This is a genomic window from Anaerotruncus sp. DFI.9.16 (genome assembly GCF_024461615.1).
Lineage (GTDB): Bacteria > Bacillota > Clostridia > Oscillospirales > Ruminococcaceae > Anaerotruncus > Anaerotruncus massiliensis.
On the sequence record NZ_JANFZX010000009.1, the window covers coordinates 59,379 to 74,247 of the forward strand.

12 protein-coding genes are annotated in these 14,869 nt (G+C 65.0%); 9 read left to right on the forward strand and 3 right to left on the reverse strand.

Annotation, left to right across the window (positions count from 1 at the left end):
- Positions 1 to 57: 57 nt before the first annotated feature.
- The 5 genes from NE609_RS06170 to NE609_RS06190 all read left to right on the forward strand — a co-directional run bounded on the left by NE609_RS06170 (position 58) and on the right by NE609_RS06190 (position 3,004).
- Positions 58 to 495, forward strand: a complete 438-nt coding sequence (locus NE609_RS06170; RefSeq protein ID WP_256152015.1) for a hypothetical protein — start codon at positions 58 to 60, stop codon at positions 493 to 495.
- Positions 485 to 688, forward strand: a complete 204-nt coding sequence (locus NE609_RS06175) for a DUF378 domain-containing protein (RefSeq protein WP_121587344.1) — start codon at positions 485 to 487, stop codon at positions 686 to 688. The genes NE609_RS06170 and NE609_RS06175 overlap by 11 nt, the downstream gene beginning before the upstream one ends.
- A 205-nt stretch (positions 689 to 893) precedes the next feature.
- Positions 894 to 1,511, forward strand: a complete 618-nt coding sequence (locus NE609_RS06180; protein ID WP_121587345.1) for an AAA family ATPase — start codon at positions 894 to 896, stop codon at positions 1,509 to 1,511.
- 11 nt (positions 1,512 to 1,522) lie between these two features.
- Complete coding sequence (locus NE609_RS06185; protein WP_101549610.1) at positions 1,523 to 1,738, forward strand: DUF3006 domain-containing protein; 216 nt, start codon at positions 1,523 to 1,525, stop codon at positions 1,736 to 1,738.
- A 99-nt stretch (positions 1,739 to 1,837) separates the two neighbouring features.
- Positions 1,838 to 3,004 (forward strand): cation diffusion facilitator family transporter, encoded by a 1,167-nt coding sequence (locus tag NE609_RS06190; protein WP_256152016.1) that lies wholly within the window; start codon positions 1,838 to 1,840, stop codon positions 3,002 to 3,004.
- Between the two features lie 77 nt (positions 3,005 to 3,081).
- Here NE609_RS06190 and NE609_RS06195 read toward each other — a convergent pair whose 3' ends face one another.
- Positions 3,082 to 3,243 (reverse strand): hypothetical protein, encoded by a 162-nt coding sequence (locus tag NE609_RS06195; protein WP_158595684.1) that lies wholly within the window; start codon positions 3,241 to 3,243, stop codon positions 3,082 to 3,084.
- Positions 3,244 to 3,404: 161 nt separating this feature from the next.
- Between NE609_RS06195 and dhaS the strand changes: the two genes are divergently transcribed.
- Positions 3,405 to 3,968 carry a dihydroxyacetone kinase transcriptional activator DhaS gene (gene dhaS / locus NE609_RS06200; RefSeq protein WP_101549614.1) on the forward strand — a complete coding sequence of 188 codons (564 nt, stop codon included), beginning with the start codon at positions 3,405 to 3,407 and terminating at the stop codon, positions 3,966 to 3,968.
- 73 nt (positions 3,969 to 4,041) lie between these two features.
- On the opposite strand, the gene NE609_RS06205 is transcribed toward dhaS, so the two are convergent.
- On the reverse strand, positions 4,042 to 4,989 hold the full coding sequence (locus NE609_RS06205; protein WP_158595685.1) for a hypothetical protein: 948 nt from the start codon (positions 4,987 to 4,989) through the stop codon (positions 4,042 to 4,044).
- A 236-nt stretch (positions 4,990 to 5,225) separates the two neighbouring features.
- On the opposite strand from NE609_RS06205, the gene NE609_RS06210 reads away from it, so the two are divergent.
- Both NE609_RS06210 and NE609_RS06215 read left to right on the forward strand, forming a co-directional pair.
- Complete coding sequence (locus NE609_RS06210) at positions 5,226 to 7,373, forward strand: RND family transporter (protein WP_256152017.1); 2,148 nt, start codon at positions 5,226 to 5,228, stop codon at positions 7,371 to 7,373.
- The gene (locus tag NE609_RS06215) at positions 7,370 to 10,459 is read left to right on the forward strand and encodes a hypothetical protein (protein WP_256152018.1); all 3,090 of its coding nucleotides are present in this window, start codon (positions 7,370 to 7,372) and stop codon (positions 10,457 to 10,459) included. The genes NE609_RS06210 and NE609_RS06215 overlap by 4 nt, the downstream gene beginning before the upstream one ends.
- 60 nt (positions 10,460 to 10,519) lie before the next feature.
- Here the strand turns inward: NE609_RS06215 and NE609_RS06220 are convergent, their stop codons facing one another.
- Positions 10,520 to 11,776: a [Fe-Fe] hydrogenase large subunit C-terminal domain-containing protein gene (locus NE609_RS06220; RefSeq protein WP_121587349.1), complete on the reverse strand. Its 1,257-nt coding sequence runs from the start codon at positions 11,774 to 11,776 to the stop codon at positions 10,520 to 10,522.
- Positions 11,777 to 12,138: 362 nt separating this feature from the next.
- Here NE609_RS06220 and NE609_RS06225 point away from each other — a divergent pair, with 362 nt between their 5' ends.
- Positions 12,139 to 14,802, forward strand: a complete 2,664-nt coding sequence (locus NE609_RS06225) for a cation-translocating P-type ATPase (RefSeq protein WP_256152019.1) — start codon at positions 12,139 to 12,141, stop codon at positions 14,800 to 14,802.
- Positions 14,803 to 14,869 lie beyond the last annotated feature (67 nt).

Genomic DNA, 14,869 nt, shown 5'->3' on the forward strand with positions numbered 1-14,869 from the left:
GCCGGGCAAAACCGGCGCGGGCGCGGAAAAAAAGACGGTCAAAGGAGGGATGGCGAAATGAAACGGCTGATTGCGGCCGCGGTGCTCGCGCTGGGCATGGCGATGCTCTGCTCGATGCGGGTGTACGCCGCGGGCGGGCAGCGGATCGTGACGCTGCCCGAGGGCGGCCCCTACCGGCTCGACGCGGCGGCCATCGAGCGGGAGACCGGCCCGTTTGAGGCGCTGGCAGTGACTCTCGCGCCCGAGGGGGACCGCGCGGTCCTCTTCTATGAGGGCGCGCCGCTGGCGCCCTACCGGGTGCTGAAGCGTTCGGAGGTGGACCGCGTGGCGGTCTTCGCGGCGAGGTCCGCCGCCGTCGGTTTCACGGCGCTTTCCCCCGAAGAGGACGCGCCCGGAGAGGCTCCCCGCATCCGGTGCATAAATCCCGATTTTTCGGGGCAGACTGATAACGGCGTATCCCCACTGATCAAGGAGGTTGACTGGTTTGATCAATAAAATTGCGCTGATCCTGACCATCATCGGCGGTATCAACTGGGGCCTGATCGGCATCTTCCAGTTTGACGCCGTCGCATGGCTCTTCGGAGGCTCGGCAAGTATCTTCAGCCGCATCATCTATACCCTCGTCGCCCTCGGCGCGATCTGGTGCATTTCGCTCCTCTTCCGCCCCGAAACGCGCGACGCGGTCTGACGGCGGCCCCAAAAAAGCGGCGGTTTTACCGCCGCTTTTTTATTTTTGCCGCCGCCTGGCCATGGGAAACCGGCGGGCGCGGCCGGAAAATCTGCCCGCCGGAATCTGCGAAGGTTGAAAAATCGCCGCGGGAAGCGTATAATAATAGTACGGCAAAGGCAATGCGTGCGGCCTGTGTAAAACGGGCGGGAAAGGAGCGGTTGTCATGGCGAAACGGATGATCGTAACCATTGGGAGAGAGTTTGGCAGCGGCGGCCGGGAGATCGGGAAGGCGCTGGCGGATTCCCTCGGCGTGGAGTTCTACGACAAGGAGCTGCTCGAGGTTGCGGCGAAGGAAAGCGGCATCAGCAGGGACCTGTTTGAAAGCAACGATGAAAAACCGGTCAGCAGCCTGCTCTATTCCATGTCGGTCAATCCGTATTCCATTGGGAATCTGATGGGCGTGGACCATGTCCCGATCAACCAGAAGCTGTTTCTGGCGCAGTTTGACGCGATCCGCAAGATCGTCCGGGAGCGCGACTGCGTCATCGTCGGGCGCTGCGCCGACTACGCGCTGCGCGACGAGCCGGACTGCCTCAACGTGTTCATCCACGCGCCGCTCCAGTACCGCGTCGAGCGGGTCAAGCGGCTCTATGAGATGAGCGGCGGCGAGGCCAAGGACATGATCTCCAAAATCGATAAAAAACGCGCCGCGTATTATAACTCCTACTCGGACAAAAAGTGGGGGGAGATCGGCAGCTACCACCTCTCGTTCGACAGCAGCCTGCTGTCCACCGGGGACGCGGTGGAGCTGATCAAAAGCTTTGCGGCCATGAGGAAGTGAACGAAATACCCATGCGGTACAGCATCGACCGGTTCGAGGGGAATTTTGCCATCCTGGAGGCGGAAAACGGCGAGACGATCGGCGTCGAGCGCGCGCGCCTGCCCCGCGAGGCGGGGGAGGGCGACATCGTCGTCCATGAGATCGGCGAATTCAAGGTCGACGCGGAGGCGACCGCCGCGCGGCGCGCCCGCATCCGCGAAAAGATGGAGGCTCTCTGGGAAAAATAAACCGGTTAAGTCGGGGTGGGACGCGCGGGTCGCGGCCCGCCCCTTTTCAGCCGCGGGCCCCGGCGGGTCCGCAATTTGCACGGATTGGATGAATGGGATATGATCAACTTTTTGCTGCGCCGCTTCGTGCGGGACAGCGACCGGGTGGAGGACCCGGAGGTGCGCGGACGGTACGGCGTTTTTTCGGGCGTGGTGGGGATCGTCCTCAATCTCTGCCTCTTCGCGGCCAAGGCGGCCGCCGGGTGGCTCACCGCGTCGATCGCGATCGTGGCGGACGCCTTCAACAACCTCTCCGACGCGGGCTCGTCGGTCGTGACCCTCGTCGGCTTCAAGATGGCCTGCGCCCCCTCGGACAGCGAGCACCCCTTCGGGCACGGGCGGATTGAGTACGTCTCGGGGCTGGCCGTGTCGATGGCCATCCTGCTCGTCGGGCTCGAGCTGGCGCGCGGTTCGATCGCGAAGATCCTGCGCCCCGAGGCGGTGTCGTTCAGCGCCGTGTCGGTGGCCATCCTGCTCCTCTCGATCGCCGTCAAGCTGTGGATGTGCTGGTTCAACCGCTCGCTCGGCAGCCGGCTCGACTCCACCGCGATGAAGGCGACCGCCATGGACAGCCTCACCGACGCGGTCGCGACCTCCGCGGTCGTACTCGGGATCGCCGTCAGCTACTTTGCCAAGTTTAACATCGACGGCTGGATCGGCATGCTTGTGGCGCTCTTCATCCTCTATACCGGCTGGACCACCGCGCGCGACAGCCTCTCCCCCCTGCTCGGGCAGGCCCCGGACGCCGCGTTCGTCCGGCAGATCGAGGAGACGGTGCTCGCCCATGACGAGGTGTCGGGGGTGCACGACCTCATCGTGCACGATTACGGGCCGGGCCGGCGGATCATCTCGCTGCACGCCGAGATGCCCTGCAACGCGGATATTTTGACCATGCACGACGCGGTGGACGTCATCGAGCTGGAGCTGCGGCACAAGTTCGGCTGCGACGTGACCATCCATATGGACCCCGTCGCCGTCGACCACGGCGAGATCGGCGCGCTGCGGGAGCGGGTGGAGGAGATGGTGCGCGGGATCGACCCGTCGATCTCGATCCACGACTTTCGCATGGTGAACGGCGTCACCCACACCAACCTGATCTTCGACGTAACGGTGCCCCACCGCTTCCGCCTGAGCGACGCGCAGGTCGCCCAGCGGGTGCGCGAGGGGGTGCAGGCGATCGATTCGAAATACTTCGCGGTCATCCGCGTCGAGCAGGCGTTCATCTGAGCCGTGCGCCTTGGCAAAATCAAAAAGAGGCGGGCGCTCCGTTTGGAGCGTCCGCCTCTTTTCCCGGAGCGGCCCGTTCAGGGCTCCTCCGGGTCCGGTTTTTCATTCCGGCTGCAAAATTCGCCGATCGCCTGCACCGTTTTGGTGAACTCCTCGTCCGTCTCAAGCGCGGCGATGCCCTCGTCGATCATCCGCAGGAGGTCGTCCTCCCGCCGGACCGGCTCGCTGCTCAAACTCATCCGTCCGCCTCCTTCCGCCCGCCCGGGCGCCGGGTTTTCCCCAGTTTAGCACATTTCACCGCGCGGTGCAAGGGACGCGGCAGCTCCCCGCCCACGGTTGCAAACCGGAAGGATTTGTATTAGAATAGAGGCGTCCCGAAAGGCGGAAAAGGGGGGATGGCATGGCGGATTCAATGATCACCAAGCAGGCGCTGGCCGCGTCCATCAAGGAGCTGATGGAGCGGGAGCCGCTTTCAAAGATCTCGGTGGGGGACATCACCTCCAACTGCGGGGTAAACCGCCAGACCTTCTACTACCACTTCAAGGACAAATACGAGCTTGTCAACTGGATTTACTATACCGAGACGGTCAAGCTCATGAGCAGCTTTTCCGACCGCGCCCACTGGACCGACGGCCTGGGCGCGCTCTGCCGCTACATGCGGGACAACAAGCGCTTTTACATCAACGCCCTGAGCACGCCGGGGCAGAACTCCTTCCAGGAGTACCTGCTGGAATTTGCCCGGGGGCTGGTCCGGTCGCTCGCGGAGGAACTGCTCGGCGAAAGCCCGATCGGCGAGGAGGACCTCGAATTCATCGCCGATTTCTACGCGTTCGCGTTCGTGGGGCTCATCATGAAATGGGCACGGCACGGCATGAAGGAGGAGCCGGACGGCTACATCCTGCGGGTCAAGGAGATGACCGACGCGAGCATCCATTACGCGCTGGAAAAATATAAGAAGGAATAAGCGTCCGCCGGCAGACCGGCGGGCGCGAACCGGAAACGCCCGGCATCCGAAAGGATGCCGGGCGTTTTGCCGTTCAGATCACGTTTTCCGATCGCGGGGAGAGCTGCGGGCCGAGCGGCAGCGCGGGGTTGACGCGCAGCGCGCGGCTTCCCGGGGAGACCGCCTCGGCGACGGACTGCACGTCGCGGCGGAAGTCGATGAGCAGCAGCGGACGCCCCTTGCGGCGGCCGCGGTCGCCGTTCACCGTCCGGCAGAGCCTGTCCTCGAGGGCGGGCTCCCCGGTGGGGCAGCGAAAGCAGCCGTAGAGGCAGTGCCCGGCGCGCATCCGGTCGAGGAACGCCCCGTCCAGCAGGGCGTCGGCGGTCCGGGAGGTGCAGGCGGCCGCGAAGCCGTAGAACCTGCGGGCCGCGTGCAGGAGCCCGAAGGCCTCGGAGGCGTCCGTTTCGGGCGTGACGTCGACCGAGACGGCGAGGTTGGGGGCCTTTTCAAGCAGGGCGGCGGTCTCGGGGGTGATCTGCGCGGCGGGCAGCTCGGCGAAGAAGGCGCTCTCGGGCCAGCGCGCGGCGAGCGCGCAGGCCTCCCGCGCGTCGGCGCCGCGCAGCACGAAGGTATAGCAGCCGAGGGCGTTCGCCTCGCGCGGGACGGGGGAATCCGCCCGGGCGGGCCCGTCGAGCAGGAGCATCCAGGGCAGGTGCCCGCCCCGCGCGGCCTCCTCCTGGCGGAGCCGTCCGACTCCCCAGGTGAGCCCCGACGCGCCAAGGTTGACCCCCATCGCGCGCAGGGCGCGCGGGTCCACCCAGTTGACGGCGTCCGCGGCAAGCTGGTAATAGGGGGAGGCGGGGCTTTGCAGCGCGGCGTGCGCCCGCGCGAAAAAGAGCTTCTGCTGCGGGCCCTTCGCGCAGCTGTCCCCGAGGTCCACGAGGTTGCGCAGGCTGCGCTTCGGGTCGCGCGGAAGGTCGCGCAGCGCCTTGTCGACGATCCCGGCCACCACCGCGCGCAGCATCCGGTGCTGAAATTCCATGTCCGCGGCCTCCTCAAGAGTGTTTTCCGACTTTATTATATCCGCCCGATGCCGGCCGCGGTATAGACAAAAAGCGGATTTGTCAAAAAAAACGACAGTTCGGGGGAGGTGTCGTATTTTTAGACAGATGAAAAATCTGTCTAATTACATCGCGCCGGCCGGGTGATATATTGGGTATGGTTTAAGAAGGGGAGGCGCGGCTTGGCGCTTCCCGCATGGAATGAGGGGGTTTTGGCTTGCTCAAGAAATTTGCGCGGGCGCTCACGCGCTCGCCAAAGACGATCATCCTTCTCGCGCTGCTGCTGCTCCTGCCCAGCCTGTACGGCGCGATCAACACCCGCGTCAACTACGATATCCTCTCCTACCTGCCCGAAGAGCTCGATTCCTCGCAGGGGCAGGCGGTTCTCGAGGACACCTTCCACAGCGCGGCGACCGCGATGCTGGTCGTCGAGGGGATGCCCGCGCGCGACGTGGAAAAGCTGCGGGACGCGATCGAGGAGGTCCCCGGTGTGAGCGACGCGATGTGGATCTCCAGCATGCTCGACATCAGCGTCCCCAAGGAGATCCTCCCGGACGAGATCAAGGATATCTTCTACAGCGAAAAGGCGAAGGATTCAACGATGATCATCGTCCAGTTCGAGCACCCCGGCGCCTCCAACGAGACGCTGCGGGCGATCGACGAGGTGCGCGCCCTCTGCGACGAACGGTGTTTTTTGGCGGGCGTGTCGATCTTCCTCAAGGACACCAAGGACCTCGTTGAACAGGAGATGCCCTTCTACACGCTGCTGGCGGTCGTTTTCTCGATCGTCGCCATGTCGCTCACGATGGAATCGGTTGTTTTGCCCTTCGTCTTTTTGATGGGCATCGGCTTCGCGGTGGCCTACAACTTCGGCACCAACATCTTTCTGGGGCAGGTCTCCTACATCACCAAGGCGATCGCCGCGATCTTACAGCTGGGCGTCTCGATGGACTACTCGATCTTCCTCTTTGACCGGTACGACGAGGAGAAGGAGCGGTTCGAGGACCGGCGGGACGCGATGGCGAGCGCCATCCAGGGGGCGTTCGTCTCCCTGTCCGGGTCGTCGACGACCACCGTGGCGGGCTTTTTGGCGCTCTGCGCCATGCGCCTCGGGCTCGGGCCCGACCTCGGGCTCGTGATGGCCAAGGGCATCGTCATCGGCATCCTCGTGGTGCTCGTCGTGCTGCCCTCGCTCATCCTCGTCTTCGATAAGCCGATCCACCGCTGGAGCCACCGGTCGCTCATCCCCGACCTGACAAGGCTCAACGACTGGATCATCGACCACAAAAAGACCTTTGTCGCGATTTTCCTCGTGCTCTTCGTGCCGGCGCTCATCATGCAGAGCAGGACGCAGATCTATTACAACATCGACCAGTCGCTTCCGGAGGATCTGCCGTCGACCGTGGCGACCAACAAGCTCAAGGACGAGTTCGACATGGCGACCACACACTTCGTGATCGTCGACGACAGCCTCCCCGCCTACCGGCTGAACGCGATGGAAAAGGAGATGGAGAAGGTCGACGGGGTGGAGGCGCTGCTCGCCTACAATAAATTCGTCGGCCCGGGCATCCCGGACAATTTCATCCCGCAGGAGCTCAAGGACATCTGCAAGAAGGACGGCAAGCAGATGCTCATGATCAACTCCCGCTACAAGGCGGCGCGCGAGGAGGAAAACGCCCAGATCGAGGCGCTGAATGAAATTGCCAAGCGGTACGACCCCGGCGCGCTGATCACCGGCGAGGGCGCGATGACCAAGGACCTGATGGACATCACGACGGTCGACATCCAGGTGACCAACGTGCTTTCGGTGCTGGCGATCCTGGTGATCGTGGGGCTGACCTTCAAGTCGTTCACCGTGCCGGTCATCCTCGTGGCGGCCATCGAGCTGTCGATCTTCATCAACCAGGGCATCCCGGCCCTGACCGGGACGGTCATCCCCTTTGTGTCGCCCATCGTCATCGGCTGCATCCAGCTGGGCGCGACGGTCGACTACGCCATCCTGATGACCACCCGCTTCCGCGAGGAGCTGCAAAACGGGCATGAGCGCGTCGAGGCGATCAAGATCGCCTCGAGCGCCTCGGACAAATCGATCATCACGAGCGCCTCGGTCTTCTTCTGCGCGACCTTCGGCGTCTCGCTCATCTCGAAAATCGAGATCATCAAGAGCATCTGCTCGATGCTGGCGCGCGGCGCCGTCATCAGCGCGCTGGTCAGCATCTTCATCCTGCCGTCGGTGCTGCTCGCCTGCGAGGGCTTCATCGCGAAGACCTCCCACAACTGGCGCAGCGACATCACCCCGCAGCCGAGAAAGCGGCTGGGAAAACGGCTCAAAGAGCTCCATGCGAAACAGGGGGAATCGATATGAAACCAATGCACCTTTCCTTGCGCGCGCTCTGCGTGCTGCTCGCCCTTTCGGTGGCGGCCTCCACGCTGCTTTCGGGCTGCGCGGCGGCGTCCGCCGAGGAACCCGCCCAGCCCGCCGCGGCGCAGGTCCAGGCGGAACCGGAAAAGGAGAAGCCGGAGAATCTCATCGGCACCAAGAAGAGCGAGACGGTCTACGTCAACCTCGACCCGAACGGCCGCCCTTACGACACGGTGGTCACCGACTGGCTGCACAGCGACACGCCCGGCGTGACCTTCGAGGACGTCTCCGACCTCAAGGACATCGAGAACATCAAGGGGGACCGGGGCCCCCGGCAGGAGGGGGAGCGCCTGAGCTGGCAGCTCGACGGCACCGACCTCTACTACACCGGACGCACCGGCAAGGAGCTGCCGCTCGAGGTGAAGATCACCTACCGGCTCGACGGGAAGGAGTACGACCCGCAGGAGCTGGCGGGGAAATCCGGCAGGCTGGAGATCCGCCTCTCCTTCAAAAACACCTCGAAGCATGAGGTGGAGATCGGCGGGGAAAAGACCGTCATGTACACGCCGCTCATGGTGGCGGCGGGCATGGCCCTCCCGGACGACACCTTCGGCAACGTCAAGGTCAGCGACGGCTCGGTCGTCACCGACGGCAGCAGCCAGGTGGTCGCGATGGTCTGCCTGCCGGGGCTCGGCGACAGCCTCGCGCTCGACAGCTACAGCGTCCAGGAACTGAACGACCTCGACTTCCCCGAGGAGTTCACCGTCACCGCCGACGTCGTCGACTTTGAGATGGGCCCGATCATGATCGCGGCCTCCCCCGAGCTGCCCGACCTCAACGACCTTAAAAAGAGCGACGAGTTCGACGACATGGAGCAGGACCTCTACGACCTGCGCGACATGCAAAACGACCTCGAGACCCTCGACCCCGACCGCGACATCCGTTCGCTGCTCACCGACCCCGAACGCACCGACGCGGCCAAGCTGATCATCGACGACGTCTTCGATTTCTACGACCTCAACAAGGATATCCTCGATATCCTGCCCAAATACGTCACCGACGAGAACGTCCGCCTCTACGACCGCATCGACCACGACCTGAGCGAAAAGGCGATGGGCACCCTGCTCGATGACGACGATCTCGCCGACCTCTTCGACCTTGTGGACGATTTGAGCCCCAACCGCTTGCAGGAGCTGGTGGACGACTACGACGAGCTGCAAAAGAACAAGGCGCTCAAGGCGCAGCTCGACCGGATCATCGCGCAGGCGGACCAGGGCGGCTTGCAGACCCTGCTGGACGACCTCAAGACGGTCTACGCGGGCGTCAAAACCGCGCAGGCCTCCGACCCCGAGGGATACCGGGAGGGCCTCCAGGCGCTCCAGCAGTTCCTGGAGATCTGCCGGCAGATGAAGGCCCAGCTGGAGGCGCAGCAGACCCGCCTGCAGGCGCGGCAGGTCGTCATGGGCTACATCAATAACCCCAACGCCGCCGGGAAACTCGACGACGTCCTCTCCGGCTCCAAGCTGAATCCGACCCTGCGCGACGAGTTGGTGCGCGCCAGCGCGAACGGCGACATCGTCGATCCGGGCCACATCCGCCCGATCCGCAGGGAGAGCGACAAAAAGGCCGAACCGGTCACGAGCGAGCCGACTGTAAACGAGCCGGCCGCAAACGAGCCCGCGACCAGTGAGCCCGCGACCGGCGAGCCCACGACGAGCAAGCCCACGACGAGCGAGCCCGCCACAAGCGAGCCCACGACGAGCGAGCCCGCCACGAGCGAGCCCGCCACGAGCGAGCCCGCCACAAGCGAGCCCACGACCAGTGAACCCGCGGGCGGCGAGCCCACGACGAGTGAGCCGACCGCAAGCGGGCCGGTGGTCAGCGAACCGGAGGGCGTGACCGCGGTGCTGGCCGAGTACATCGAATCGTCCGGCGGGGAGGACGCGGGAGCCGCCGGGAAGGGCGAAGAGCCTCCCGCGGAAGAGAAGAAGGACCCGCCCGCCGGCACGGACGGCCCCTCCGGGGACGACGCGGACGGCAGCTCCGGCGAGGGCGGCGAAGGCGGCGGGGGCGCGGACCCCGCTCCCGCGCCCGACGACGGCTCCAAGGCGGACGACACCGTGAAGAAGCCGGTGGACAAGGACCGCATGGACGTCTATGCGGAGATTACCGGGACGACGGCCGGCTACTATGTGCTGACCGGCGCGATTGACGAATATTTGAACAAGGCGGGCGACGATGAACTGAAGGAGATCGTCGAAAGCGCGCCGCGCGCCCGCAGCGCGCGCAGCGGCGGCACGGTCCCGGTCCCCACCGAGCAGTACCAGCAGCTGATGGCCATGAAGGGTATGGTCGAGCAGATGGAAAAGCTGGTCGTGGCGATCGGCCCCGACGAGCTGCTCAAGCTGCTTGACGATGTGAACCGGTACGGCCCCGGCCTCGAGCAGATGGCGGGCCAGCTCCAGGGCACCGAGGTGCAGAAGTACCTCGACAGGATGCTCGGCCACCTCAAGGAGAACACCGACAACATGGAGACGCTCGTGCTCCTGCTCAAAAAGCTCGACGAGACCAATCTGCTCGACGAGGTGGAAAACATCGACGACCTGCGCGACGACCTTACCGACGCCCGCCCGATCATCAAGGCGCTGCGCCGTGATTTGAAGCGCACCGACATCCACAAGAGCCTGCACGAGTCGCCCGAGACGATCACCACGCTGCTCCGGATGCGCGACGACCTCGACGCGCACCGCGACATCACCGAGACGATGCGCAACATGCTCCAGGATGAAAAGGTCTCCCTCTCCCGCGGGATGATCGCCACCCTCGACCGCCTCAAGGACAAGGGCGCCGCGGACAGCGCGATCGAAAAGCTCGACGACCTCGACGAGCTGCTCGAACGCAAGGACCGCTACGTCGACCTCTCGAAGGAGTACGGCGTCTTCACCGCCGCGCCCGAGGGCCTCGACACCGACGTCAAGTTCGTCATGAAGACCGACGAGGTCAAGATCCCCGAACCCGCCGAGGAGACGGCCGCCCCCGTCGAGGAGAAGCAGGGCTTCTTCGGCTGGCTCAAGGGCCTCTTCACCTGAGCGGAAACCGAGTAAAAGGCGAGGGCCGCGGCGTCTGCCGCGGCCCTCGCCTGGTGTTTTTCAGAATTTGCGGGAGAAGATGTCGTTTTCGGTGAGCAGGCTTTCCACCGTGGGATATCCCAGCCGGCCGAGCAGCTCGATCACATAGGGGTTGTCGATCGGCGTGGGGCTGGCCGCGTCGCCGCCGTAGGCGTCCACGTTGCGCTCCCCCTCCTCGCGCGGGATGATCCGCTTGGGGCCGCCCACACAGCCGCCCACGCAGCCCATCCCCTCGAAGAAGTTCGCGTCGATCTTCCCCGCGAGCAGGTCGTCAATGAGCGCGCGGCAGCCGGGCACGCCGTCCGCCTGCCGGGTGCGCATCGAAATTTTGCGGTGGGGGTTGAGCCGCTCGACGGTCGAGCGGACCGCCTCACTCACCCCACCGGTGCGCGCGTAGATGCGCCCCGCGCGGGAGGAGTGGTCGCGCTCGCGGTCCTCCAGCGCCGCCGGGTCGATCCCCGCCGCCGCGAAGATGTCCCGCACCTCCTGGAAGGTCAGCACGTAGTCGACCGCGCCCACAAGGTCCTTTTCGCGCGCCTCCGCCTTTTTGGCGATGCAGGGGCCGACGAAGATGGTCAGCGCGTCGGGGTGCAGCGCCTTGACCGAACGGCCGCAGGCGATCATCGGGGAGACGGACGCGGGCAGGTGGGACTGCAGCTCGCTGTAGATCTTGCGGATCATCGCGATCCACAGGGGGCAGCAGCAGCTCGTGAGCTGGAAGTCGCCCTCCCGGGTGATGTTCTTGTCAAACTCGAGCGCCTCCTTGAGGGTGAGGATGTCCGCGAAGAGCGCGACCTCGATCATCCCGTCGAATCCGAGCCGTAAAAAGGCGCTGCGCAGCATGCCGGGCGTGACCGCCTCGGAGAACTGGCCCATGAAGGCGGGCGCGACGAGCGCGTATACGGGGCCCTCGTGACGGCGCACCGCCTCCATCGCGGCGACGGCATCCCGGCTCGCCTCGAGCTTTTTGGCGGCGCACGCGTCGATGCAGGCGGAGCAGCCGACGCAGCGGGTCACGTCGATGGCGACCCGCCCGCCCTCTTCGGGCGCGGAATGGATCGCGTCGAACGCGCAGGCGCGTTCGCACGCGCCCTCGCCGGGCGCGCAGCCGCATTCGCCCGTCCGCCAGACGAGCGGGTGCTTTTGGGGATTCAAGAGGCAGTCGAGCTGCTTGGGGTCGAAGTCCTGCTGGGTGCGGATGTATTTGATCGCTTCGGGCAGGTTGCTGCGCGCCTGTGCGGCGAGCAGCGTCTGGTAGAGCTCCTGGAAGGTTGCCATGGCGTTCACACTCCTTGCGTTTCTTCCTTTAGGATATCCAATGCGGAAGGTTTCATCAATGGGAAAGGACGCAGAATTCACATTTTCTTCATAAAAAATCCCAATCTAAACAAAATTTCCCCGGTAAACTGGACATAAGCTAATAAGGGAGTCGTTTTAAATCCCAGGTCAACACCGCGGGCGCAAGCCCTGGCCTGGGGTCCGTGTGAGGTAACAAGACTTTTAGCGTGCCGCAGGCATGTTGAAGGTCTTTTTTATTGCGAAGCAACAAAAATGGCCATATATCCGGACGGCTATTTTTTGATAGTTCGATCGTCTGCGGACAACAATAGCTCTGACAACAGTTTGAGGGAGTGTGGCAATTGTTTACTCAGAAGGATATCCGGCAGACCTGCGAGGAGCTCGGCGTGGACCCCGCCAGGGGGCTGACCGCGGCCGAGGCGTCGGCGCGCCTCCAAAAGCACGGGCCCAACGAGCTTGCGGAAAAGAAGCGCAAATCGAAGCTCGCGATGTTCCTTTCCCAGCTCAACGACCCGATGATCTATATCCTCTTTGCCGCGGCGGCGATCTCCATCTTCCTGCGGGAAGTCTCCGACGCGGTGATCATCCTGCTCGTCGTGCTCTTAAACGCCGTCATCGGCATGACGCAGGAGGCCAAGGCGGAGCAGGCGCTCGAGGCGCTCAAAAAGCTCTCGAGCCCCAACGCGCTCGTGCGCCGGGACGGCAGGCTTTCCGAGGTGCCCGCCGCCGCCCTCGTGCCGGGAGACATCGTACTGCTCGAGGCTGGGCGGGTGGTCCCCGCCGACCTGCGCCTTCTCCAGTCGGTCAACCTCAAGGTGGAGGAGAGCGCCCTCACCGGGGAATCGGTGCCCACCGAAAAGGACGCCGCGTTCGTGGCCGAGGGGGAGCCGGGCATCGGCGACCGGGTGAATATGGCCTTTTCCTCGACGAGCGTGGCCTACGGGCGGGGCGAGGGGGTCGTGACCGCCACCGGCATGGACACCGAGATCGGGCGGATCGCGGCGATGCTCGCCGGGCAGAAGCAGGAGCTCACCCCGCTCCAGAAGCGGCTGGCCGACCTCGGCAAGATCCTGGGCGTCGTGGCGGTCGTCGTCTGCCTGGCGATGTTCGGCATCGCGGTGCTTCAGCGCCGCGACATCCCCGAAATGCTGCTGACCGCCATCTCTCTGGCCGTGGCGGCGATCCCAGAGGGCCTGCCCGCCGTCGTGACCATCGTGCTCGCGCTCGGCGTCCAGCGGATGGTCAAGGTCAACACGATCGTGCGGCGGCTGCCGTCGGTCGAGACGCTCGGCGCGGTCAGCGTCGTCTGCTCGGACAAGACGGGCACCCTCACCCAGAACCGCATGACCGTCACCAAGGTCTGGCTGGACGGTGTGCTGCGTGACGTAAGCGAGCTCGACTACGGCCGCGACCGGGAGTTCGTCACCGGCTTTGTGCTCTGCAACGACGCCTCCACCGCGGACGGCGCGCGGGTGGGCGACCCCACCGAGCTCGCGCTGCTCGACATGGGCGCGCCGCTCGGCGTGAGCAGGGAAGGGCTCGAAGCCGGGATGCCGCGCGTCGGCGAGCAGGCGTTCGACTCCGACCGCAAGATGATGACCACCGTGCACAAAACCGGCGCGGGGACCGTCTCCTATACGAAGGGCGCGACCGACATCCTGCTCGCCCGGTGCGAACGCATCTGCGAAAACGGCGCCGAACGCCCGATGACCGGCGCCGACCGGGAGGAGATCCTCGCGGCAGCGGGCGAGATGGCAAAGCTCGCGCTGCGGGTGCTGGCGCTCGCGCGGCGGGAGGGAAACGAAGCCGCCGAGGAGGAGCACCTCTGCTTCGTCGGCCTCGCCGGCATGATCGACCCGCCCCGCCCCGAGGCGAAGGCGGCCGTGCAGGAATTCAAAAACGCGGGCATCCGCACCGTCATGATCACCGGCGACCACCGCGACACCGCGCTTGCGATCGCCAAGGAGCTGGGCATCGCCGAGCGGGAAGAGCAGTGCCTGACCGGCGCGGAGCTCGCGGAGATGTCCCAGGAACAGCTTGACGCGCGGGTGGAGGAGCTGCGGGTGTTCGCACGCGTCTCCCCCGAGCATAAGGTCATGATCGTGAAGGCGCTCAAGAGCCGGGGCCACATCGTCTCGATGACGGGCGACGGGGTCAACGACGCGCCCTCCCTCAAGGCCGCGGACATCGGCGTGGCCATGGGGATCACCGGCACCGACGTGGCCAAGGGCGCGGCGGACATGGTGCTCACCGACGACAACTTCGCCACCATCGAAAAGGCGGTGCGCGAGGGACGCGGCATCTACGCCAACATCAAAAAGTCGGTGCTCTTCCTGCTCTCCTCCAACTTCGGCGAAGTGATCGCGATGTTCGTATCGATCGCCGCCGGGCTGGCCGCCCCGCTGCGCGCGATCCACATCCTCTGGGTCAACCTCATCACCGACAGCCTGCCCGGACTCGCGCTCGGCGTGGACACCAAGGCCCCCGGCATTATGAAGCAGCGCCCCCGCGACCCGCGGGAGAGCCTCTTCGCGCACGGCGGGTTCGCGCTCACCCTCTTTTACGGCATCGTGATCGCCGGGATGACGCTGGCCGCCTTCCTGTATTCGCCCATCCGAATGCTTGCTTTGGCGGGCGCGCCCGTCTCCTTCGACGGCATCCGCGCGCTGCTGGAAAACCCCAGTGTCCTCATCCACGCGCAGACCTACGCCTTTGTGACGCTCGCCACCTCCCAGCTTTTCCACGCCGTCGGCATGCGCGACGTCGATCGCTCCGTCTTCCGCATGAACCACCTCGAAAACCGGACGATGCTCCTTTCCCTCGCCGTCGGCGTCGGCCTCCAGATCGCCGTCACCGAGGTCCCCTTCCTGACGGCCGCGTTCGGCACCGTCGCGCTCTCCTTTACCGAGTGGGTCGACCTGCTGCTGCTCGCGCTGCTGCCGCTCGTTTTCCATGAGGTCAGGGTGCTTTTTAAATGGATTTTTGGGAGATTTGCCGCTCGGTGAGCGGCGGAGGTCGCCGCGCTGCGACGGCCCGCAGGCCTAGTGCCGGAGGCGTGTCCCGCCGACGGCC

Excerpts from the sequence above, each read along its gene's own strand:
- NE609_RS06170 (WP_256152015.1), top strand. The coding sequence starts at position 58 with ATGAAACGGCTGATTGCGGCCGCGGTGCTCGCGCTGGGCATGGCGATG.
- NE609_RS06180 (WP_121587345.1), top strand. The coding sequence starts at position 894 with ATGGCGAAACGGATGATCGTAACCATTGGGAGAGAGTTTGGCAGCGGC.
- NE609_RS06185 (WP_101549610.1), top strand. The coding sequence starts at position 1,523 with ATGCGGTACAGCATCGACCGGTTCGAGGGGAATTTTGCCATCCTGGAG.
- NE609_RS06190 (WP_256152016.1), top strand. The coding sequence starts at position 1,838 with ATGATCAACTTTTTGCTGCGCCGCTTCGTGCGGGACAGCGACCGGGTG.
- NE609_RS06195 (WP_158595684.1), bottom strand. The coding sequence starts at position 3,243 with ATGAGTTTGAGCAGCGAGCCGGTCCGGCGGGAGGACGACCTCCTGCGG.
- dhaS (WP_101549614.1), top strand. The coding sequence starts at position 3,405 with ATGGCGGATTCAATGATCACCAAGCAGGCGCTGGCCGCGTCCATCAAG.
- NE609_RS06205 (WP_158595685.1), bottom strand. The coding sequence starts at position 4,989 with ATGGAATTTCAGCACCGGATGCTGCGCGCGGTGGTGGCCGGGATCGTC.
- NE609_RS06215 (WP_256152018.1), top strand. The coding sequence starts at position 7,370 with ATGAAACCAATGCACCTTTCCTTGCGCGCGCTCTGCGTGCTGCTCGCC.
- NE609_RS06220 (WP_121587349.1), bottom strand. The coding sequence starts at position 11,776 with ATGGCAACCTTCCAGGAGCTCTACCAGACGCTGCTCGCCGCACAGGCG.